The organism is Ensifer sp. ENS11 (assembly GCF_014851895.1).
Taxonomy (GTDB): Bacteria; Pseudomonadota; Alphaproteobacteria; order Rhizobiales; family Rhizobiaceae; genus Ensifer; species Ensifer canadensis.
This window is the reverse complement of the sequence record NZ_JACVAN010000029.1, coordinates 1-21467: the sequence shown is the minus strand read 5'-3', so window position 1 is coordinate 21467 and position 21467 is coordinate 1. Positions and strand designations below refer to the sequence as shown.

Below are 21467 nucleotides of genomic sequence, written 5' to 3'. Positions count from 1 at the left end.
TGTTCATATGGCTGTGGCGTTCTCGTCGGGGACAGCGGCGCGCTTGAAGCCATGGACATTGCCGTTGACCCATACCCCGACGCCGGCATGCCAGACGGGATCGGGCGCGTCCATCATGCTCGCCTGCCGCCGGATCAACTCCGTGTCGGTCGCAGCAGGGAAGATCGCGTTCACGCGTATGCCCCGGTCGGAATATTCGAGCGCTGCCGTCTGGACGGTGCCGGCGAGCGCGCGCTTGCTCGCGTTATAGGCGCATTGCTCGGGCCTTCGGCAGTCTGAGCGGCCGCGACCCGGATGATTCTCATCTCATGTTCTTTGATGTCGACGCTATTATCGCCGCTGGGCGGCCGTTGGATCCTCTTGCTCCAGGCGACCCAAACCCGATCTTGATGTCAACGCCTGTGCTGTAGGCCGCTTAAATCCGGAACGCGAAGCGCATCGATCGCTACCTGCGCCGAAAGATGGACGCCTTGACTCAGAAACAACTGCGGCACGCGGAAGAACCCATGCGCCGGAAATCGTGAGCTAGCCACCACCTGTCCGACACCGCCAGCCGCCGACGCGTCATCGCGTGCGGCCAAACTCATGGCCAAGATTCCCATCGGCAGCAAGGGAGGCTTACCGAGAACGACCCGATCACATTCTTAATCCAATCGGCTCGTGAAAGTTTGCCGCTCGATGCTCTCTTCAAAAGCGCGTAGACTGCCTCGACCGGCAGATTTACCCCTGGGAGAGGAGATCAGCCATGCATCACTTCAGCAGTTTCGATTTTGCCATTCATCCTGACGAATTGGCGATGCTTGAAGGCGTGCTCCACAAGGCGCTGGAGGAGCGCAACCTATCGATCGGCAGCAAGGAAGCCGAGGAGCTCGCCAAGAGGATTATCGAGCTTCACCAAACCGGCCACAGAGACCCGGCCCAGATTTGGGAGATGATGAGGACAATCTGATGAGCCATCGATCGCCCGCTTTGAGCGCGCTTGGCGCAAACAAGCGCGCTTTCGCATTTCTGCGACGGGCGGAACTCGCAAAACTTGAACCTCGCCGTCGTATGCTTGCTAAGACAGAGCTGACTATTTGATCAGATCGCAATTTGCGGCTCGGTACTTGGTCTCCGCGATAGGCTTCAAAAGCGACACGTCGGTGATCCATTTGTCGGACGGCAGCGAAGCGCCATTGTTGTCATTTTTCGCCATCTGATCGAACGTCTTCTGCACAACCGCCGAATAGATGCGGCCCACGACGAAATCGACACTGGGGCCTTGAGCAATAAACATTATGGCGATTGGTGCGTGCTTAAGGGTATCGTCCCGCGCAAACTGCCCGGCGTGAAGTTTGGTCACGAAGGCCCTATCAGCGTTTGGGCCGAGGTCTAAGAGGCGCTCGGATTCCATCGTGCGGCTTGAGAAAAAAGTAAACTGGTGACACCCACGCCGACCAGGCCGGTGCTGCGCGGCGACCCAGCCGCGATCCTGACTTCGCCTGCGGCAAGAAGGACCCGGCTTTCCTCGAGGAAACGGCGGTGCTTGGGGAACTGATGGGCTGATTTGTGTCACCAACAATGCGGCTGAACGCGCACTGCGCGGCTTTGCTCTCGGCAGAAAATCGTGGTTGCCGGTGAACGAGGCGGCACCTTTACTTGGATCCTAAAAACCAAAATCAAAGCCTTCGAGCTCAATGAACTCTGCCCCGACCGCAGATGCCTGTTCCTCGACTTCACCCATTAGTGTCCCAACAGTCCCTGCAATCACGACCCCAGTTCGCTCCCAGATATATTGGGCCATCCCTATGGCGGCCCAAGGCCTCAACAGCCCGATGCTTAAGATCGTGCAATAAGGCGACCTGTCCTCTGTCCTCGCCTTCAATGAAGCTCATTTCTTACCACCCCGTTTTATGCCCTCCTGATCGGCGCCGTCCGCACTCTCCCGCTGGGCAGCCCATGTGAGCAGCGCGTCCAAAGCTGGACACAGGGCCTGGCCCCAGTCCGTCAGGCCATATTCGACTTTCGGGGGCACCTGATGGTGGACGATGCGGCGCACGATCCCGTCCTTCTCCATTTGGCGAAGCTGCTGGATCAGCATTTTCTGGGAAATTCCCGGGATTGCGCGTTCGAGATCGGAGAAGCGCAGAACATGCCCACCAAAGAGGTGAAACAGGATCACGAGTTTCCAGCGCCCCTCGAGGAGCTTGAGCGCGTTCTCGACGCCTTCGGCTGCCGTTTCTCGCGTATATTGATAAGACATACTTTCTTGTAAGTACCTTACTTTTTCGTACGTTCTTGCATTTTTGGGAGGTTAAGCCATTTTCGATAGCCGAACAAGCTCTGCTCGGAGATCGATCATGCCCCTTTCACTACCCAAGCCCATAGCCGACTACTTCGCCGCGGATGCGACGGATGGGACGGCGGTCGCCAATTGCTTCACCGCCGATGCCGTGGTCATCGACGAGAAGCAAACGCACCGGGGACGCGAGGCGATCGCGCGCTGGAAGACCGAGGCGTCGGCAAAATACGACTATGACAGCGAACCTGTGGCCATTGACGACCATGACGACAGGATCATCGTCACCGCGCATCTGACTGGAAACTTTCCGGGAAGCCCGGTGGATCTTCGTTACGCTTTCACTCTCGCAGGAAACGAAATCGCTCGCCTGGAGATCGCCCTATGAGCTTCGAACTCGGTCTTGATGGAAAGCGAGCCCTGGTGACGGGCGGCACCAAGGGTGTGGGTGCGGCGGTCGTTCAGGCGTTGGTGGCCGCAGGCGTGAGAGTCGCGACGACTGCCAGGACCGTGCCCAAGAAAGGATCAGAGAAAATCCATTACGTCGCCGCCGACCTCATGACTGGGCAGGGTTGCGCGAAAGTCGCCGAGGAGGTGCTGCGCGAGTTCGGCGGCATCGACATCATCGTCGATGTGCTTGGAGGATCGAGCGCGCCAGCGGGCGGCTTCGCAGCATTGACCGATGAGGAATGGCAGAAGGAGATCGATCACAATCTCATGCCTGCGGTCCGGCTCGACCGCGCGCTGCTACCGTCGATGATCGCCCAAGGTTCAGGCGTCATTATCCATGTGACTTCGATCCAACATGAACTGCCTCTGCCGGAATCGACAACGGCCTACGCAGCAGCGAAGGCCGCGCTATCGACATACAGCAAGAGCCTGTCGAAGGAAGTGACCCCCAAGGGGATCAGGGTGGTTCGCGTGTCGCCGGGCTGGATCGAGACCGACGCCGCCGTAGCCCTCGCAGAACGGCTCGCGAGGGATGCCGGCACCGATTATGAAGGCGGCAAGAAGATCATCATGAATTCTCTCGGCGGAATTCCGCTCGGACGGCCGGCGAAACCCGACGAGGTGGCCGATCTGATTACCTTCGTGGCGTCCCCGCGTGCCGCGGCAATAACCGGCACCGAATATGTCATCGACGGCGGGACCGTTCCCACCGCTTGAGGCTGAAGAGAGCACCGGCCGCGATTTCCTTCGTCGAGAACCGAAGACGTCGGACCAACGTGAAACTAACCAACCTGCACACCATGCGTCTCTTCCTCGAACGAGGCCGGCGAGAACAGTACTCGGACTGAAAGCACATGCGGGACTGGTTACCCCAGTTTCGCCGTCGCAAGACCTTGATCCAAGAGCCAGCTTCTTAAGATCGCAACCTCTGGTCGCGCAAGATTAGCGTCGGGTGTCATGATGACATAGGGCTGCCTAATCGGCAGCGATATCCCGAAGGCATCGACCAGCCGCCCGGTGCATAGTTCGGTCTCGACCAGGAAATCTGGAACCAGAGCGAAGCCGGCGCCCGACAGACAGGCATCGATCGCAAGGTGCACCAGATTGAACGACAAGGTTGACCGCAGTTCGAGATGCCCAAACCCAGTTGCAGCAAACCATGCTTCCCACCCTTCATCGTGCCAGCCCGGCTCGGCATAATCCACCTTGATCAGGGGCCGGGACAACAAGTCAGCAGGTGTCGACGCAGGCGGGAGGGTGGCCGCCAAGTCGGGCGAACCGACGACAATCAGGCTGCCATTGATCAGCGTATCCTGTCGGACGCCCGGAATCGTTCCACGGCCATGATAGATTGCAAGATCCGGATCCGGTTCCCTAGCGCTCCACCGGTGCGGCAGAGCCATGACAGCCACGGAGATGTCGGGATGGGCCTTGCGAAACTTGCCAATGCGGGGTGCAAGCCACTTCGTTGCGAGTGAAAACTGGCAACGAACGGTGACGGTGCTGAGCCCGCCGGGCACTCGTGCCGCAGCGCCGACGGCGGTGAGTTGATCGAAGATCGCACCGAGGCGCGTTGCAAAGACCCGGCCGGTCTCCGTCAATCCCACGCCATTGGCGCGCCGTTCAAAAAGCGGTCCACCGACCCACTCTTCGAGCTGTTTCATGTGATGACTGACTGCGCCCGGGGTCACGCTCAGCTCACCAGCCGCCCTGGCGAAGCTCAGATGGCGCGCCGCAGCTTCGAAAGCGCGCAGTGCGGGCAGCGGCGGTAAATGACGGGCCATGTCGAGACTCAATCCAGCTAAGGGTAACCGAGAGAACTTTTGGTTTGCTTGCATATTCGTCCGCGTGACATCGTGCTGTCAACGCAATGAATGAGCAGGATTATGTCTAGGGATCAATCTATAGCCACCGCCGTCGCCTATCTGGCCAACGGGCGCTTTCTGGCCGATCTGACACGCCGCGTCGCAATCGCGACCGAAAGCCAGAATCCCGCACGGCGCCCGGAATGCGTGCGTTATTTAAACGAGTTCAGGCAGGATCTCGCAAGCCTCGGCTTTACTGGCGACATTCTGGACAACCCGGATCCCATAGGCGGCCCGCTGCTGATCGCGCGGCGCGACGAAGCCGGACATCTGCCGACACTGCTCGTCTACGGACATGCGGACGTGGTGGCTGGCATGGAAGGCGCATGGTCGAATGGCCGTGATCCCTGGCGCGTGAGTGTCGAGGGCGACCGCCTCTACGGTCGCGGTACCGCCGACAACAAGGGCCAGCACACAATCGTGATGCTGGCTCTGGAGGCGGTTCTGGCGACGCGCGGATCCCTCGGCTTTAACGTCGTGGTGCTTATCGAAACATCTGAGGAGACCGGTTCGGCCGGACTTCACCAGATTTGTTCGGAACATCGTTCGCAGCTCAAGGCCGATTGGCTGATCTCATCGGACGGACCTCGCCTGGCCCTCGACCGCGCGACACTTGATGGTGGCACCCGTGGAACCGTTGATTTCGATCTGATCTGCGATCTCAGGGCTGGCGCACATCATTCCGGCAATTGGGGCGGTCTGATTGCCAACCCGGCCGTGATCCTCGCCAACGCCATCTCCAGCCTGGTGTCGGCGACCGGTCAAATCAATGTTCGAGGAATTCTTCCAACTGAAGTTCCTCCGGGCGTCATGGCCGCACTCGGTCGAATAGAGCTTCAAGCCGAGAGCGGCGGCCCGGAGCTTGACGGCTGGTGGGGCGAGCCGGGATTGACGCCATCGCAACGCGTCTTCGGCTGGACGGCGCTCGAAGTCTTGGCGATGACGGCAGGCACGCCGGCTCTACCGATCAATGCCATTCCGCCCCGCGCATCTGCACGACTGCAGATCCGTTACACCGTCGATACCGATCCGGCGGGCTTCATGCAGACAATTCGCGCCTACCTCGACGAAAACGGCTTTGGCAATGTCGCCGTCGTCCCAAAGTCAACGGAACTGGAATGGGGCGCCACACGCCTCGATCCCGAGCATCCCTTGATGCGCTGGGCGGCCGCGTCCGTTCAAAGGACGACGGCGGTGGAACCGACAATTCTGCCGAATGCCGGAGGCTCTCTACCCAACGATTGCTTCGCAGATCTGTTAGGAATTCCAACGGTCTGGGTGCCGCACTCCTATTCGGGATGCTGTCAGCATGCGCCGGACGAACATCTGCTGACGCCACTTGTCGCAGAGGGTCTTGCAATCATGGCGGGCCTGTTCTGGGACCTCGGCACGGACGACCGACCCGAACGCTTTTGAACCTGCCAACACAAATACAATGAGGGGGACAATCATGAATGCAAAATGGACGGAACTCGTCGCAGCATTGACGCTTGCAGCATTATGCGCGACGCCAGTCTTGGCTGAGGGCTTACCTGAAGTGCGCATCGGAACGGATGGCGGCTATCTTCCCTGGACCTCGATGACGCCTGCGGGAGAACTGACCGGTTTCGATATTGAACTGGCAAGGCTCGTGTGTCAGCGAATGCAGCGCAGCTGCCGCTTCACCGCCCAACCCTGGGAAGGACAGATTCCCGCTCTTGAGCAGGGCAAATATGACATCCTCGTCGGTGGGATATCGATCACCCCAGAGCGGCAGAAACGCCTTGCCTTCACGCAGAGCTACGGCAACCTGCCGATCAATTTTGCGGCCGCCAAGAATTCCGGCCTGAACGGGAAAAGCTCCTGGGCAGAGCTCAAGAATGCGCTGGTAGGCAAGACGGTCGGCGTCCAATCCGGCACGCAAAGTCAAAAGTTCATGGACAATGAACTGAAGGGCGAAGTTAACGTCCGCCTCTACGACAATCAGGACAGCCTCAATCTCGACCTATTGGCTGGAAGGATTGACGCCGCACTTGCGGGGCGTTCCCCGTGGATAGCTCTCACGGGTTCGTCGCAAGGCGAAACGATCGAGATCCTGTCACCCAATCTTGATTTCGAGCAGTTCGACTATCTCGGCGTCGGTGTCGGCGGACTGATGCGCAAGGATACCGCGGAGCTTCGCAAAGCATGGGACGTGGCCCTTTGCCAACTGAAGAAAGACGGCGAAGTCACACGGATTTCGCAGCAATGGTTTGGTTTCGATATCTCGACCAAGGCCGACCCGAAAATCTGCGGGGAATGATTTTTGATGGCTGCGGACGCGTCCATTCTTCAAATGCTGGCCTGGGGCGATCAGGGCTGGTCCAGGCCGCTCCTTGTCGGACTCGGCGTCACCGTAACCTGCGCGAGCCTCGGCTACGTTCTCGGTGTCGCCCTTGGGTTTGCGATTGCACTGGCGAAGCTCGGAAGCAATCGCTGGATCGCGGGCGCAGCCAATCTCTATACGACGGTGATGCGAGGAGTGCCGCCCTTGCTCGTCATTTTCCTTCTCTTTTTCGGAACCAACGGGGCGCTGATGTGGGTCGCGCGCGGTTTCGGTTACACCGGCTACATCGAGATAGACGCGTTTTCGGTCGGCGTGATGGCCGTCACCCTCGTCTCGGCATCCTATAGCTCCGAAGTGTTCCGCGGCGCGCACGGCACCATTCCAGCCGGGCAGTTTGAGGCTTTCGCCGCGCTCGGCCTTCGTCCGTTTCTGGGACTCTATTTGGTCATCATGCCGCAAATGTTCCGGCAGGCCCTGCCAGGCCTGGGCAATGTCTGGATCATGGCCATCAAGGAAACGACACTGCTTTCCGTGATCTCTGTGGCCGAGCTTATGCGGGTCGTCGGCCTCGCCGGGCGCACGACCGGACAACCCTTCGTCTTTTACGGCGCCGCGACTGTCATCTATTTCGTGCTTGTCGCCGTATCCTCGCGGGTGTTCGTCGCCGTCGAGAACAGAATGCGCTGGGGCTGATCATGGATTTCGAAACGACACTACACGTTGCTAGCGAACTGGCTGGCGCAATCTGGGTCACATTGGCACTGGCGGCAGCAACCCTCCCACTTGGTTTCGTCCTGGCGGGTATTGCCACTTGGGCGCGTGCTTCGCGTCATGGGTCTCTTCGGGCTATCGCATCAGCCTATGTTCTAGCGTTCCGCTCCACGCCGCTGCTGGTTCAGATCTTCGTACTTTACTATGGCCTCAGCCAGTTCGCATGGCTGCGCGAAAGTCCAGCATGGATCCTGTTGAGGGAGCCTTTCGCCTGTGCTGTGATCGCCATGAGCCTTTGCTCGGGCGCATATACGGCCGAGGTGATGCGCGGCGGTCTGGCCGCCGTGCCCAAAGGCGCGATCGAGGCAGCCCGCGCGCTGGGACTGTCGTCGATCAAGGTCTTTTTTCTCGTCACCGCTCCGATAGCTGTGAGACGCGCTTTGCCGGCCTACAGCAACGAGATCGTCGTGTCGCTCAAGGCGACGTCGCTTGCCAGCACCATCACGGTGATGGAACTGACCGGTGTAGCAAAGGATCTGATGAGCGAGACCTTCGCCGTCATCCAGGTATTCTGCATGGTAGCCGCCATATATTTGGTCATCAATTCGGCACTGATCCTCGGATTGCGTTTGTTGGAAATCTACCTTGCTCCACCACACGAGCGGCCGCTTAGGCATCAGCGCGGGAGAAATCGAAGGACTGAAGTAAGATCAGCGGATGCATGAGTTGAAGCCAAGCGAATTCAAAACTTGACGTTTTTGAAGGGAGTTGAACCTTCGGACCAGCCATAGTTCAGATTTCAAAGCCTCCCCACGATCGTAATCAAGGGCGACGATTTTCCGAGATGCTGCCAAGGTCATTCACCTTGAGACGAGAAACGCCACGCATCGACGATGACCCGTTTTCGCTTTAGCTCATGCGCGACGAGTATTTGTGGATATGGAAACCTTAGCCGGTGCGTACCCCAACTGCCTGATAGTGCGGATTGAGGATCTTGCCCATGAGTAGGTGCATCCTTGCCATAGGAAAATTGTCGGCAAATCCGACCGTTCGCGCTTCCCGTAATTCCAAATGAAGGACACGCCCGGCGAAGCGAAACGCGGTAGGCAGCGGACCGTGCAAGGTGGGTTTGACCGTCCCATGGCCGACTAGCCGCAGCTCCTGTTAACCTTTCGTTAACCATATTTTCCGAACCTTCTGCCCGGGGGCTTTCCGCAATCTCTTACGGAAGGAAAACAGCATGAGGCTCGTGACATTGTCAGGAAGAATTCTGGAGCACAGCCACCACACCTTGATCGTGATGAGGGATGGCAGCACCTGTCAGGCCGTCTGCGTGGTCAATGACAGCGTGATCGGCGATATTCGTTCCAAGCTCACGTTGCTTGAGAGGATCGCCAGCCGAAAGCTCGATGGCGGAGAATTCGCCTTCGACGGTCGCATCTGGATCACCGCTTCCGACCTACCCGAGAGGGCAGATACCATGCGGCATTGATCATCGTCTATCGTACTTGCATCCCGAGCTTCATCTGTAGGGATTGATGGCAAAGGAACCGCCGAGCCCGTTTTGAGCAACTGTAACAGGCGAGAATTGTAGCCCTTGAAGGGATACGAACCCAAAACCCACAATTTAGGGAAGGCGGCATAAGGCTCGACTATGGACTTTGAGTTAGTCTCCGGCCCTGCCAACGCACTGGGTAGAGATCGTCGAAGCGTGCGAAGCCACAGAACGTTCTCGGAAGCCGCCAAATAGTTTCCGTGTTTTTCGGTATGGTCGGGTGCGACCAATTCAATTGTGGTCGGTTACCAACGTGACAAGCACGTGGTCAGTCTTGCTCCATGGAAACTTGGTCCATTCGTATTTGCCGCAACATGTTCCGTCCAGCGATCAGCAATTCAAACAGGAACGCGACAAGCGATCCGATAAGCGAGACGATGGCACCAGCAAAAAACCAGAAGAGATTTTCTTGGCGCAGTCCTATGGCAAGAGCGCCAGCAAGCAGATTTAGGATTGCGCCGCCCGTGCAAATGCCGGCCATCACCCCAAGCACGACCGCAACCTCCAGTGCAAGTGCCCTTCGCCGCAGATACGCGATCTGCATGCGAAACAACTTGCCCTGCTTACCCCTATCCGCGACCTCGTTCAGCCGGTCCGAAACTCTCCCGAGGCGAATGGTGTAGATACTGACAAAGCCTGCGGTGCCAGCCAACAAAAACACCGGCGCAAGGGATGTTTGTATGACAGAGGCATGGTCTGTGACGATAGGCGGTGTGTGCAAGAGTACCTCTCAGAAACAAATTGAACTGCGATGCATCAAGCTTTGACAGCGGTAGATGTCGTCCACGACGTAACGCAGACCCGCCGGAACCTTCAGCCCACCCAACCCGCTTGACGTCAACAATCCAGCCCGCCTGGGTGCAGCATTCGCCTTGATGGGCCGAAAGCCATATCGGCCATATTTGTGGGCGAGCGCTGTGATGCTGGCGGTCAATGCCGCCTCATCATCCGCTGTCTTAGCGACTTTGCGCTGCGTGGAACGACGCTCAAGAACAGTGCATACCTGACAAAGCTTCCAGACGATCTCTTCCGCCTTGTGTCTTTTCGCCGCCATTTCAATGTCCTTTTGCGGCTTACAAGCCATACTTCAAGAAGGACCACTTTTCAGGGGGCAGACCAATCTCCTCACGGTCCAGCGGCTGGGCCGGCCCTCGGCACTGATGAAGTACAGCACGCCATATGCGACGATCGTGAAATCGACAAGGAAGGCAGCAAAATAACCTTCTATCCAAGGCTCCCCGAGATTAGTTAAATACAGATAGACCATAAATGCCTTCTCGAAGGTGCTGAACACCATGGTCTCAAATCGTAGCCACGGACGGAACCCCGCGACCACCATCAGTGCGCCAATTCCGAAGATCATGATTCCCCAGTGTCGCAGAGCAGGTACGCTCGAAGAGGTGAAATCGACAAGTCCACCGAGCATCGGTGTGATGAGTTTGATGTCGAGCGCGAACGGCAATGTCCCACAGGTCGCCAAACCGAAGACGATGAGAAACCATTTGATGGTTTTGGAAATGAACTTGTTCAAAGTGCACATCGTTATCCGCCGAAAAAGATTGGAAGCGAGCTGTAAAAAGATGGAGCAAGACGGTCCGCCCGGGCGACACACCGCAGATGTCATTTCATCAGGGCTGTCACCCGATCCAAGGCAGCGGAAAAGCCTTTCAGGGAAGCCGACAACGAGATCGGTTCGTTGGTATTGTTAGCCTTGGCCATCATCTTGAGCACCGCTCCGGTCCGCAGCTCGGCAAGGGCTGCACCGTCGAAGCTAAGCGGGACAACGCATCCGGCAGGCAGACAGGTGCTAAAACGCACAGGCGCCTCCGAAGACCGCTCATCGACCTGAAGCGATACGCCGGCATCAAGTGCGAGCCCGAAGGGCAGAACAAGTGTACCGGTCGCAGTCTTCCCATCGCCACCGGCTGCCATCTCGATAGCCAGAAGCCGCTGTCCGTTCTGCTGTGTCTGTTGCTGCATGAGGAGACAATGCCTGTTCTTCCTCTGGACGCAGCTAACGATCCAGTCCGCGTAGGTTTCCTGCAGAGAGGACGCACCGCCCGGCAGCGGGGCGTGCTCCTGCGCGAACGTTTCACCAATGGCCAGGACCACCAGGCAGAAGGTAGCGAAGATTGTCCGATTCGACCGGAACCACGATGATAAGCACTGTCTCAAGGCCCCTGTCTCCCCTCAGAACTTATAACCCAAGCGCAACGCGCCGCCGTGGCTCGTGTAGGTGTCGGAAAACGAACCCTGGTAGTTCAAGCGCAAATTGAAGCCGTTGTCGCTCGCCAGATCGACGCCGGCGGTCAGCCGCCCCACCACGTCGCCCAGCGGCACCTCACTGCCGAACGTGCCTATCCCGGCGGGCGCATTGGCCAGCCGTGCAGACGTATCCCAGCTATCTGCGCTGCTGAAGCTCACTCCGGCGGCCGCGAATGCCCGCATGACCGTTGTCTTGTTAACGTCAACTCGCGTACCGACTTCAATGGCCGGAGTGGCGTGGAAGCTCCATTGGCCGGCATCATCGACCAGGAGGTCGAGGGTGCCGGCTCCCGACTCGCGATAGCCATTGGCATGCGAATAGATCAGGTCAAAGTCCACCAGAGGCCGCACATAGTAAGGATCCTGCGCGAAGGTATAGGCTGCGCGCACGCGGGTGCTGACATTGCTAACCTCAGGGTCGCCTTCGGCCTGGCCGGCGAAATCAGGAATCCGGATCGTGCGAGTATTGTCGTACCAACCGTAGCTGCCGGCAACGGCACCCGACAGCAACCAGGGGCCGCTCTGATGCTTCAGGGAAACACCGGCGTAGAGGATGTCGCCGTTGGCGTTGACCCGGGCGTCGTCGCCGCGGATGGAACTGCGGTCATAGCCGCCAGCGAAGCCGACGAACCAGTTCGGCGACACCTCGACCTGGGCGCCGGCTTGCAGGGCATAGGTCGTGGTGTCGAAGCCCGACACGCTGGCGCTGGTCTTCTGGTCGAGCGTCTGTGCGCCGGCCTGAGCCCAGCCACACTCCGTCTCCGTCAGGAACGAGGTGCCCGCGGCAAACACGGGGCAGCTGAGCAAAAGGTCGAGGTGCTGCTGCGTCATGGCGATGCTGCCGGCCGCAGCTGCACCGGAGACACCGGGCGACATGTCTGACAGAGCTGCTCCATAGCTGCCCGCATCGCCGTCGGCGAGAGAGCCGAGCGTGCCGAACAGTGTGCCAAAGGAGCCGCCGCCGGCATCCCAGATCTCCTGCAGGTGACCTGCGACTCTATCCTGGCCGTCGTTTAGCGCGACGCCGGGCTCGGCGAAGTGGGCCGACTCAGCCGAAACCGACAGCTCGTTTCCTGCCCGGGTGATGGCATAGTCGAAGATTGCCGACTGGGCGCTCAGCGAATGGTCCAGGGTGCCTCCGACGGTGAGGAACGGCAGACTGATGTCGGGCAGGACGCTGATGGCGTTCACCGCGAAGTTGCCGTCCAGCGTAGCGTCACCGTCGATGGTCAGCCGATCCATGCGCGAGCCGGCGAAGTCGGCGGTGAGCCCCAGTATGCCACCCGCGTCCTGCGTGAGGTCGCCAGTGATTCTGGTGGCGTCGATGCCGTCGGAATGACCGATCATCAGCCGGCCATGATTCATCACGTCAGCCTCATAAATCTCCGCATCCGTAAGCAGGCCGCCGGCCTCATTGATCACGGAGACGGCCATGCTGCTGCCGAAGCGGGCCGCCACCGGCAAGTTGTCGTCGTCGGATACGACTTTGCTTTCGATGAGATCCCCTCTCACGCTGCCGCTGATCGTGCCGGAGTTAAGAACGGTCAGGGTGCTGCCGACGGGCGAGCTTCTGCCGACTGTATAGTTGACGGCAAGGCCTGAAGCAGCCGAGACGCTGCCTCCGGAATTGACGGTCACCACGTTGTATTTCCCAGCCGAAACCCAGACACCGGCGCCGTTGTCGGAGCCGCCGGTGACGGAACCATTGACGGTCACATTGATCTTGCCGTTGTTGTCCGTCCCTGCATCGCTCTGCGCGAACATGCCGATCGAGTCTTTGCCGGTCGCCTGGATAGTTTTGCCAGCATCGAGGGTGACCGTCACATCGCCGCTGTTGCCGGCCGACGAGAGATTGCCGTTGGAGCCGATGAAAGCACTGGTCGCGTTGCCGCCGAAACCGCCGCCGCCGCCGATCGACTGGGCCAGGATGCCGTAGGCATAGTCGCCCGACGTGGTGATGTTGCCGTCAACAGAGACGGAGACATCGTCGCCGTCACCGGTGCTGCCGGGGCTGTTGCCCTTGGTGGAGAGCGGCGCACCCGAGGCGGTGCCGCCAATACCGCCGCCGCCGCCGATCGACTGGGCAACGATGCCATGGGCGGCCAGACCTCGCGTATGAATGGTGCTGTCGTTGGTCAGATCGACCGTGACGACGCCGCCGTTTATTGTTCCACCGCCCGAGCCACCGACCACGAGCGAGCCGATGCTGTTGGCCTCGCCGGCGCCGCCGATGCCGCCGCCACCGCCGATCGACTGTGCGACAATGCCATGGGCCCGGTCGCCATAGGTGTCCACGCCGCCGCCGTAGTTCAGGTCGATTTCGCCGCCGCTGCCGCCGACGCCACCGCTGCCGCCAACAACAAGGTCGATCGCATGGCTGTCATCCTCTTCGGCCGCCTTGGTGCTTCCGGCGCCGCCGACACCACCGCCGCCGCCGATCGATTGGGCCAGGATGCCTATCGAATCGTCGCCGTTCGTCTGAAGGGCGAGCCAGCTTCCCGCACCGACTGTAATTTTGCCACCGCTGCCGCCGGCGCCGCCGCTGCCGCCGAAACCGCCGCCGACGGTGATCTTGCCTGCCGCCTTGTCTGAACCATCGCCGCCCTGGCCGCCGCCGCCGCCGATCGACTGCAGCAGCACACCATAGGCGCTATAACCAGCGGTACTGATGCCGGCGGTGCCGTGGTCACTGTCGAAGGTGACGTCGACCGTGCCGCCATTACCGCCCGCACCGCCACTGCCGCCAACACCGACGGTGATGTTGGCCGTTGCTTGGCTGCCGGATGCGGTGGACGTGCCACCGGCACCGCCACCGCCGCCGATCGATTGGGCGACGATGCCGTCTGCCCAGTCGCCCGTGGTGGCAATGTGCCCGCCATGCGTCAGCGTCACCGTGTTGCCATTGGCGGCCGTGCCGCCACTCCCACCGTCGTCAATGGTGGCGCCGACACTGACGTTGAAGCAGTAGCCATGTCCATCGCCGTCTTCGCTGGCGCATTCGCTGCCACCCTCGTCGTCGAGCGGCTCGGAATCGTCAGAAGTAGCCTGCCCTACCGAGCCGCCTAGCCCGCCGCCACCGCCGATCGACTGCGCGAGCACCCCGTCCGCATCTGCGCCAGAGGTATTGATTTTACCCCTGGTGGTGACTGTGGCCGTGCCCGCCGTCCCGCCACTGCCGCCAGTCCGGCCAACGGAAACGCCGACAGATGCGGAGAAAGCACCGCTGCCCCCTTCGGATTCTTCGGCTTCCTCGCCGCCGGGCAGGTCGGCGCTGGCCGATAGCCCGACGCTGACACCTTGCGAAGTACCGCCGCCGCCCCCGATTGACTGAACGAGCACGCCGCGAGCACCGGACCCGCTAGTCTGCAAGCTGGTGCCGCTCTCGAGGTCCACAGTCGTGTTTCCACCGCTGGCGCCGCCGCTGCCTGAGCCGCCGACCCCGACATTTGCCGCCAGGTTGAAGCCGCTACCGATCTGCTTGCTGTTGACGCTGCCGACGCCGCCATTGCCGCCGCCGCCACCGATCGACTGCACCACGATCGCATTGGCATAATCGTCGGCCGTCGTTACCGAGGCGCTGTCGTTTAGATCGACCTTGACGATACCGCCATTGCCGCCGCTGCCGCCGGAGCCGCCGACCGAGACACCGACGTCGGCGCTGACGGTGTCCACCGTGCCGACGGTCGCGGCCATCGACGATGCACTGCCGCCATTGCCGCCGCCGCCGCCGATCGATTGCGCCACAAGGCCATGCGACGAAGCACCTTTCGTGGAGACCGCGGAGCTGCCGTCCAGCGTCAGCGACACTTCCTCGGCAGTCCCGCCTGATCCGCCGCTACCGCCGACGGCCGTGGAGACGCTCATCGCCAGGGAGACGTCTTCGCCGGTCGGCACTGCCACGGTGAGCGCATCGGCAACCGAGGAGCCGCCGCTGCCGCCACCGCCGCCGATCGACTGCGCGAGCACGCCAATCGCGTCGGTCACATCGCCGCCGCCCTGGCCGGTCTTGATGCTGCTGTCGGTCAGGCCCACGGAGACCTCGCCGCCGGCGCCGCCGGAACCACCGGTGCCGCCGACAGCCACCGACGCCGTGAAGCCGATACCTGCGGAATAGGAACTGGCGGAACCGCCGGTGCCGCCGCCGCCGCCGATCGACTGCGCCACGATGCCCGCGGCGTGCGAGCCTTGGGTCGTCAGGTTCAGTCCCTGGAAGCCGACGGTCACGGTGTTTGCGTAGCCGCCGCCACCACCGCCGCCGCCGATCTGGAAGCTGCCGAGCCCGGCATCGCCGCCCGTGGCGTTGCCGCCATTACCGCCGCCGCCGCCGATCGATTGCGCGAGTATGCCGAGCGCACCGGAGCCTTCTGTCGCGATGGCAACTGCCTGCGGCGTTCCAGAGCCTGTAGAACAATCGCCGCTGGAATTTTCATTGGTGACGCAGACCCATCCGCCGCTACCACCGCCCGAGGCGGTGCCGCCGACACCCAGTGCCGGAACACCGACCGACAGGTCGATCACATTGCCGCCATTGCCGCCGCCGCCGCCGACCGATTGCGCCATGATCGCGTGTGACATCTCACCCTGCGTGGTGACCGAGCCGCCAGTCAGCAATACGTTTGCATGGCTGCCGGAGCCGCCAGCCCCGCCCGAACCTCCGACGGTCGCGATGCCCTTCGCACCGCCGCCCGAACCACCGCCGCCGCCGATCGACTGTGCCATGATGCCGATCGCCGCGTCGCCGGCCGTGCTGATGGCGCCCGAGCTCTGAACCTCGGCAGTGCTGGCATAGTTGCCGCTGCCGCCGGAACCGCCGATCGAAAGGATACCGCCCGCCATACCGGCGGCGCCGCCGCCGCCGCTGATCGACTGCGCAATGATGCCGTGCGCCGAATAGCCGGAGGTGGTGATCGCGCCGGAATTCTGGACGCTGGCCGTCTCGGCCTCCCCGCCGTCGCCACCATCGCCGCCCAGCTCGAGCGCCAGCCCGTCGGCGATGCCACCAGTGCCCCCGCTGCCGCCGATCGACTGCACCAGGATGCCATAGGAATGCCCGCCCGAGGTGGCGATCGCCGCGTTGTTGTTGACGATAGCCGTGTTTCCATTGCCACCATTGCCGCCATTGCCCGCGCCACCCCCGAGCACGTCGGTGAAGTTGCCGCCGGTGCCGCCACCGCCGCCGATGGAATGCAGAGTAATGGCGGCCGAGTAATCACCGCTCGTCGTGATCTTCGAAGCCCCGCTCGAAAAGAGGCCTACACTGCCGGCATTGCCGCCATAGCCGCCCCCGCCGCTCGTGCCGACAACGGCGGTGTCGTCGCCGCCATTGCCACCCTGGCCGCCAATGCTCTGGCCCAGCAAGCCATAGGCGTAGCTGCCCTCCGTCTCAACGCTGCCGCCGGATAGGTTCAACTGGATCTGACCACCATTTCCGCCGCCGCCGCCAGAGCTGTCCTTCTCGCCGGCCTGGCCGTCGCCACCGCGGCCACCCTGACTCAATGCGATCACGCCACCAAGATAGTCGCCTTGGGTCGAAATGGTGCCTGAATGGACCGTCACGGTCGTCGCGGCTATTCCACTTTCGGGCCTGCCGCCCTCGCCACCGGCGCCCGCGACGTTCGAGCTCCAGCCGTCGCCGCCATCACCACCCTGGGTAACGGCAACGACTCCACCTGACAGGTCATTCACCTCGCCGGTGGCGACGATTTTCATGTCGGCATATGTGTCGACATTTATGACCGAGCCACCTCCCCCGGTACCGCCTTCATCGGAGCTGTCTTGCGAAGCCGTGCCGCTGCTGCCCTGGCTCAGCGCATAGATGCCGCGCACGCTGTCGGCGTCGTTCGAGTAGATACCGATCGCGCCGGCGGCTGTATTGCCGGAGGAACCGTTTGCGATATCGATGAAGCCGCCCGCGCCGCCCGCACCGTTGTCGTGGCCGCCTGCTTGGCCGGTGGATTCGGCGGCAAGGCCCCAGACATAGTCCAGTCCGCTCAGCGGGTTGGTCCCGCTGCCGAGATTCACCTGTCCGGTGTTGGTGATGTTGATGGTGCCGCCGCTGCCGCCGTTGCCACCCACTTGGTCGCCCGCCGCACCGCTGTTCTGTTCGCCGCCGCTGCCGCCCTTGCTCACGGCAAAGATGCCGGTCATACCTCTGGCCGTATTCGAGTTGAGCGATTCTACGGCCAGCGCCCCATAGTTGGTGATCGTTATCGCGCCTCCCGCCCCACCGGCCCCGCCGCTGGTTTTGTAGTTGTCGTTATCCCCATCCCCGTCGCCGCCGAAGCTCGTTACCGAAATCAAGCTGCCGATCGAGCCTGGATCTGTCGAGCTCGTCAGGGTTATGGGGCCGTAATTGGTGATCGTCACTGAACCCCCGGCGCCGGCGCTTCCCTCGTCGACGCCAGCGCCACCCATTGTATATGTCATGATGACGCCGCCGACGGATTCCCACGGCACTGTGTAAGGGAGGCTTGCGCCGGCCGTGTACGAGGCCTGCGTCTTGATCGTTATATTCGCTCCTGGGTCACCGTCCTTCTCGTCGTTGTGATCGACACCACTGTCGCCCCAGCAGGCGGACCACGTATATCCATAGTCGACCTGGCCGATTGTCTGGGTCGCGGACCCGGTGCAGCCTGCGTACGCATTGCCGGCCACGGTTGCGCCGCCGAGACCCAAGGCCAACACTATCACTAAACGCGATGCGTTTCGGTCGGACAGGACTGCGGCCTGGTCGCTGCGCCTGGATGACGGGAGCGACGATCCCTGCCCGGTCTTCCCGGTGCGTACGACATGCTTCATGCGATGAGCCCCCAAAAGTGAAGCGAACAAGACCTGCCGACCCTGAGACAAGCTTCGTCGCATGCGCAATCTGCGCGAAATCCTCGACGCGACTTCCTTCAACCAGAATTGCAAGGCCACAACCACGCGAACGATAAAGCGGCAAACAGCGGAGATTCAACCGAACAAAACGATTCAATTCTGACCAAATCCTGCATGCGACGCTCTGCAGAGCGCTCTTGGGATTTGTCGATCGATGAAAATCGATCAATTCGGCTGAACTCTTGTAAATTCTTACGTCACTTGATTGTTCTTGCGCCTGCGTTCGACTCCTGCCAGCTATAGGTTGCATGATCGCGTGACTTGCAGCAGCAGGGGGACACCGTACAAATGCTCAAGAATGCTTGACCTCAAGACAGTCCTGGTCGTCAATCTGGCGACTGCTAGCCTGCAGGCGGTCGTCTGGATCTTTGTCTGGCTGGTTTGGCGCCATCTCTACGAGCTCAAGTTTCTTGCTGCGGGGTTTACCGCCATTGCCATAGGGCTTCTCTTGATGATCTTGAGAGGCGAGCAGCCTGCAGCATGGTCCATCGTGCTGCACAATACTGTAATAAAACTCGGTCTGGTCCTGCTCGCCGAAGGACTGGCGCGCTTCCTGGGTCAACCGCGCTACACCTGGATCGGTATTTCGCTGCTGATTTTTCAGGTCGTGGCCTGGAGCATCGCCCTCGCCGTCGATCCGGGCAACCTTGCCATCCGCATCCACTCATCGACCCTCTTCACGATCATCATGATGTCCGTAATGTCCGTGGCGCTGCTGCGTGACCGGACACAGCCTTGGCTTTTGCGATGGATGACCATTGCGGTATTGGCCGAATATATCGCAGCCAGTATAATTCACAGCGCCATCGAGTACTGGAACCCGGCCGCCGCCCAAGACATCACGGTTCTCGACAATCGCAACGCCTGGTACCTGTTGCAGGGCGTTCTGTTTCTGATCGCTCTGTTTGCCTGCCTCCTCTTCATGGTCAGTTCGCGACTATCAGCGGCCCTACGCGAGAAGAACGACGCTTTGTTACGGGAAGTGGTGGAACGCAGAAACCTTGAAAACCAATTGAATACCAGCCTTGAAACCGAACGCGCGCTTCGTGAGGAGCAGGCGGACTTCATGCGCATTGTTAGTCACGAGTTTCGTACTCCTCTGGCGGTCATCCGTAATGCGGCCGACATGATCGGTCTCGTCGGTGACAGATCGCGTGAAGCAACAAAGGAACGGCTTACCGGGATCGGCGAGGCGCTAGACCGGCTGTTCTCCCTTATTGATCGCTTCATGACGAACGACCGAGACAATGGCTTTCGACCGCAATCGATGCAGATCGGATCTCTGATGGCCGACGTGCAGTTCCATTTCGAAATGACCGGGCGCGGGGAACGATTGCATTTCAGAACGTACGGGGAAGCAACTTCGGTTTTCGTCGATCCCGATATGCTGGCAACCGTCGTCATCAATCTCATCGACAACGCCTTCAAATATTCGCCCGAGAACCAGCCCATTCATATTGATACCCTGTCGGCAAGTGGCTTCGTCGTTATCCAAGTGTGTGATCGCGGTATCGGCATACCGAAAGCTGAGGCACACAAAATTGGTCGCCGCTTCTTCCGAGCCTCCAACGCCAAGGCCGGAAGCGGGACCGGGCTTGGCCTTTACTCTTCCCGTAAGCTTCTGGCCTATCATGGCGGCACATTGGAGCTGCTACCCCGTGAAGGAGGGGGAACGGCGGCTGTGGCGCGTGTGCCTGTCTTGAGCGGAACGACAGAGCCCGCCCTGCAAGAGGAGATAATGGCTTGACCCGCATTTTGATCGTCGAGGACGAACAGCGACTGCGCAGGGATCTGGTTGATTTTCTGGGATTGTGCGGTTTCACGGCCGAAGGAACTGCGACAGCAGAAGGCTTGCGCCAGACACTGGCAAATGATGAGCCGCCCGATGTCATCATCCTCGATGTCGGGTTGCCTGATGGCAATGGTTTCGACCTGGCCAGCGAAATCCGTGAGGCCCATCGCTGCGGCATCATCATGCTTACAGCTCTTGGCGACGGTGACGACCGCATTCGCGGCTTTGAAAGTGGAGCCGACATTTACCTCGTCAAGCACAGCACCTTGCGGGAGATCGAAGCAGCGATCCGTAGCCTACTGCGGCGAACAGGTGATCAAGGTGATTTAGCGGACGGCGCGGCAGGCAAATGGGCATTGGACAGCAGAAACTGGACTCTCACTGCGCCCAACCAACGCTCACTCAAGCTAACGGCAACCGAGTTCGCGCTCGTCAGCACGCTCTGCAAATATGACGGTGGCATCTGCGGACGCGAGGAACTGGCGGAGACCATTGCCCGCCCCAGAACCCATTTCGATAACCGGCATCTGGATGCTGTCGTCAGTCGCCTTCGCCGAAAAATAGGCGAGCAGACCAACCTGCACGTGCCGATAAAGGTGGTCTATGGGGTGGGCTATACGTTCACAGCCCCGACAGTTGTGCAATGAGGATCCCACGCGAGATCGGGTACGTTCGCGTTCGACGAACGTTCGCGTGTTGACAAGAGTCCCGAACTGCGAGCTCGGTCGCTTTGTTTCGACCTAAGAACAACTCGGAGTCAGAGCGTCAGGAAAGAGACGGCCGCCTCCATGCCGCCTCGCGGTCGCGTCCGACATGGCGTGCGGCGCGCTGCCACCTTCCCTGCCATATCGCTTACAACTCAGATCACTTGCTCCATTGTACCGGACAAGTCCACCGGCAGTTGCAAATCTTTTCACCCCGGAAAACGATAACGAATCAGTTGTATTCGCGACGGGGACATATAATGCGATTCTTCCTTGGCCTTCTCGCGTTCGGTGCGCTCATTGCCGCCTCCATCCTCGTCTTGCCCAGCTTCGTTTCGAGCGATTGGATGCGCGCCGAACTCAGCCGAAAGCTCTCGACTGCAACAGGCAGCTCAATTGCCTTGCAAGGCCCCGTCAGGCTGTCCGTATTCCCGCATGTGGCGGTGGTTGCCGAAACTGTCGTGCTATCGAGCGAAGAGGCGGGCGTCGCAGCGGAAATCGGAGAGGTTGCGGGCTCGGTGACACTCTCCTCCCTCTGGTCGGATCGCTTGCACATCAAGGAGATCAGGCTGGTTCAGCCGATCATCACATTGCACGAGAAGACAGGCAAAGCATCGCCCACAGAAGGCGGCAAGCTGGGCCGAGCCAAACCAGGCGATCCGC

At 60.6% G+C, this 21467-nt stretch carries 20 protein-coding genes and 2 pseudogenes; 12 read left to right on the top strand and 10 right to left on the bottom strand.

What is annotated here, in order from left to right:
- Positions 1-3: 3 nt before the first annotated feature.
- Positions 4-255 (bottom strand): annotated as a pseudogene (locus tag IB264_RS31465) (SDR family oxidoreductase); the annotation flags it as partial.
- A gap of 490 nt (positions 256-745) precedes the next feature.
- Here IB264_RS31465 and IB264_RS31460 point away from each other — a divergent pair.
- Entirely contained in the window at positions 746-949 is a 204-nt protein-coding gene (locus tag IB264_RS31460; RefSeq protein WP_025430958.1) for a hypothetical protein, read from the top strand.
- 123 nt (positions 950-1072) lie between these two features.
- Here IB264_RS31460 and IB264_RS31455 read toward each other — a convergent pair whose 3' ends face one another.
- The gene (locus IB264_RS31455) at positions 1073-1342 is read right to left on the bottom strand and encodes a hypothetical protein (protein WP_128090546.1); all 270 of its coding nucleotides are present in this window, start codon (positions 1340-1342) and stop codon (positions 1073-1075) included.
- A gap of 193 nt (positions 1343-1535) precedes the next feature.
- On the opposite strand from IB264_RS31455, the pseudogene IB264_RS31450 reads away from it, so the two are divergent.
- Positions 1536-1613, top strand: a pseudogene (locus IB264_RS31450) (transposase); the annotation flags it as partial.
- A gap of 32 nt (positions 1614-1645) precedes the next feature.
- Here the strand turns inward: IB264_RS31450 and IB264_RS35695 are convergent.
- Both IB264_RS35695 and IB264_RS31440 read right to left on the bottom strand, forming a co-directional pair.
- Positions 1646-1864, bottom strand: coding sequence for a DUF898 family protein (locus tag IB264_RS35695; RefSeq protein WP_025430960.1), 219 nt, complete (start codon positions 1862-1864; stop codon positions 1646-1648).
- Between the two features lie 6 nt (positions 1865-1870).
- Positions 1871-2242, bottom strand: a complete 372-nt coding sequence (locus IB264_RS31440) for a helix-turn-helix domain-containing protein (protein WP_084815497.1) — start codon at positions 2240-2242, stop codon at positions 1871-1873.
- A 97-nt stretch (positions 2243-2339) separates the two neighbouring features.
- On the opposite strand from IB264_RS31440, the gene IB264_RS31435 reads away from it, so the two are divergent.
- Together IB264_RS31435 and IB264_RS31430 are read left to right on the top strand one after the other, a co-directional pair.
- A complete protein-coding gene (locus IB264_RS31435) occupies positions 2340-2666 on the top strand; it encodes a nuclear transport factor 2 family protein (RefSeq protein ID WP_192434971.1) in 327 nt (108 codons plus the stop codon).
- Positions 2663-3445, top strand: coding sequence for an SDR family oxidoreductase (locus IB264_RS31430; protein ID WP_192434969.1), 783 nt, complete (start codon positions 2663-2665; stop codon positions 3443-3445). The genes IB264_RS31435 and IB264_RS31430 overlap by 4 nt, the downstream gene beginning before the upstream one ends.
- 149 nt (positions 3446-3594) lie before the next feature.
- On the opposite strand, the gene IB264_RS31425 is transcribed toward IB264_RS31430, so the two are convergent.
- Complete coding sequence (locus IB264_RS31425; protein ID WP_158071743.1) at positions 3595-4524, bottom strand: LysR substrate-binding domain-containing protein; 930 nt, start codon at positions 4522-4524, stop codon at positions 3595-3597.
- 90 nt (positions 4525-4614) lie between these two features.
- Between IB264_RS31425 and IB264_RS31420 the strand changes: the two genes are divergently transcribed.
- From IB264_RS31420 to IB264_RS31400, 5 genes are all read left to right on the top strand, one after another.
- On the top strand, positions 4615-6009 hold the full coding sequence (locus IB264_RS31420; protein ID WP_192434967.1) for a M20 family metallopeptidase: 1395 nt from the start codon (positions 4615-4617) through the stop codon (positions 6007-6009).
- 67 nt (positions 6010-6076) lie between these two features.
- On the top strand, positions 6077-6874 hold the full coding sequence (locus tag IB264_RS31415; protein WP_192434965.1) for a transporter substrate-binding domain-containing protein: 798 nt from the start codon (positions 6077-6079) through the stop codon (positions 6872-6874).
- A gap of 6 nt (positions 6875-6880) precedes the next feature.
- Complete coding sequence (locus IB264_RS31410) at positions 6881-7591, top strand: ABC transporter permease (RefSeq protein ID WP_198956898.1); 711 nt, start codon at positions 6881-6883, stop codon at positions 7589-7591.
- Between the two features lie 2 nt (positions 7592-7593).
- Positions 7594-8334 (top strand): ABC transporter permease, encoded by a 741-nt coding sequence (locus IB264_RS31405; protein WP_192434963.1) that lies wholly within the window; start codon positions 7594-7596, stop codon positions 8332-8334.
- Between the two features lie 515 nt (positions 8335-8849).
- A complete protein-coding gene (locus IB264_RS31400; RefSeq protein WP_025430969.1) occupies positions 8850-9101 on the top strand; it encodes a hypothetical protein in 252 nt (83 codons plus the stop codon).
- 331 nt (positions 9102-9432) lie between these two features.
- Here IB264_RS31400 and IB264_RS31395 read toward each other — a convergent pair whose 3' ends face one another.
- The 5 genes from IB264_RS31395 to IB264_RS31375 form a co-directional block, all read right to left on the bottom strand.
- Complete coding sequence (locus tag IB264_RS31395; protein WP_192434961.1) at positions 9433-9885, bottom strand: DUF2721 domain-containing protein; 453 nt, start codon at positions 9883-9885, stop codon at positions 9433-9435.
- A 9-nt stretch (positions 9886-9894) separates the two neighbouring features.
- Positions 9895-10218 carry a hypothetical protein gene (locus IB264_RS35690; RefSeq protein ID WP_128090548.1) on the bottom strand — a complete coding sequence of 108 codons (324 nt, stop codon included), beginning with the start codon at positions 10216-10218 and terminating at the stop codon, positions 9895-9897.
- 33 nt (positions 10219-10251) lie between these two features.
- Positions 10252-10695, bottom strand: a complete 444-nt coding sequence (locus IB264_RS31385) for a hypothetical protein (RefSeq protein ID WP_128090549.1) — start codon at positions 10693-10695, stop codon at positions 10252-10254.
- 89 nt (positions 10696-10784) lie between these two features.
- Positions 10785-11339, bottom strand: a complete 555-nt coding sequence (locus tag IB264_RS31380; protein ID WP_025430973.1) for an invasion associated locus B family protein — start codon at positions 11337-11339, stop codon at positions 10785-10787.
- 15 nt (positions 11340-11354) lie between these two features.
- A complete protein-coding gene (locus IB264_RS31375; RefSeq protein WP_192434959.1) occupies positions 11355-18227 on the bottom strand; it encodes an autotransporter outer membrane beta-barrel domain-containing protein in 6873 nt (2290 codons plus the stop codon).
- Positions 18228-18606: 379 nt separating this feature from the next.
- On the opposite strand from IB264_RS31375, the gene IB264_RS31370 reads away from it, so the two are divergent.
- From IB264_RS31370 to IB264_RS31360, 3 genes are all read left to right on the top strand, one after another.
- Entirely contained in the window at positions 18607-20055 is a 1449-nt protein-coding gene (locus tag IB264_RS31370; RefSeq protein ID WP_192434957.1) for a HAMP domain-containing sensor histidine kinase, read from the top strand.
- Complete coding sequence (locus IB264_RS31365; protein ID WP_192434955.1) at positions 20052-20747, top strand: response regulator transcription factor; 696 nt, start codon at positions 20052-20054, stop codon at positions 20745-20747. Before IB264_RS31370 ends, IB264_RS31365 begins: the two co-directional genes overlap by 4 nt.
- A gap of 317 nt (positions 20748-21064) precedes the next feature.
- On the top strand, positions 21065-21467 hold a 403-nt coding region (locus tag IB264_RS31360; protein ID WP_192434953.1), incomplete at its 3' end, for an AsmA family protein.

Coding starts and splice junctions, on each gene's coding strand:
- IB264_RS31460 (WP_025430958.1), top strand. CDS start 746: ATGCATCACTTCAGCAGTTTCGATTTTGCCATTCATCCTGACGAATTG.
- IB264_RS35690 (WP_128090548.1), bottom strand. CDS start 10,218: ATGGCGGCGAAAAGACACAAGGCGGAAGAGATCGTCTGGAAGCTTTGT.
- IB264_RS31420 (WP_192434967.1), top strand. CDS start 4,615: ATGTCTAGGGATCAATCTATAGCCACCGCCGTCGCCTATCTGGCCAAC.
- IB264_RS31370 (WP_192434957.1), top strand. CDS start 18,607: ATGCTTGACCTCAAGACAGTCCTGGTCGTCAATCTGGCGACTGCTAGC.
- IB264_RS31440 (WP_084815497.1), bottom strand. CDS start 2,242: ATGTCTTATCAATATACGCGAGAAACGGCAGCCGAAGGCGTCGAGAAC.
- IB264_RS31430 (WP_192434969.1), top strand. CDS start 2,663: ATGAGCTTCGAACTCGGTCTTGATGGAAAGCGAGCCCTGGTGACGGGC.
- IB264_RS31400 (WP_025430969.1), top strand. CDS start 8,850: ATGAGGCTCGTGACATTGTCAGGAAGAATTCTGGAGCACAGCCACCAC.
- IB264_RS31435 (WP_192434971.1), top strand. CDS start 2,340: ATGCCCCTTTCACTACCCAAGCCCATAGCCGACTACTTCGCCGCGGAT.
- IB264_RS31405 (WP_192434963.1), top strand. CDS start 7,594: ATGGATTTCGAAACGACACTACACGTTGCTAGCGAACTGGCTGGCGCA.
- IB264_RS31375 (WP_192434959.1), bottom strand. CDS start 18,227: ATGAAGCATGTCGTACGCACCGGGAAGACCGGGCAGGGATCGTCGCTC.
- IB264_RS31410 (WP_198956898.1), top strand. CDS start 6,881: ATGGCTGCGGACGCGTCCATTCTTCAAATGCTGGCCTGGGGCGATCAG.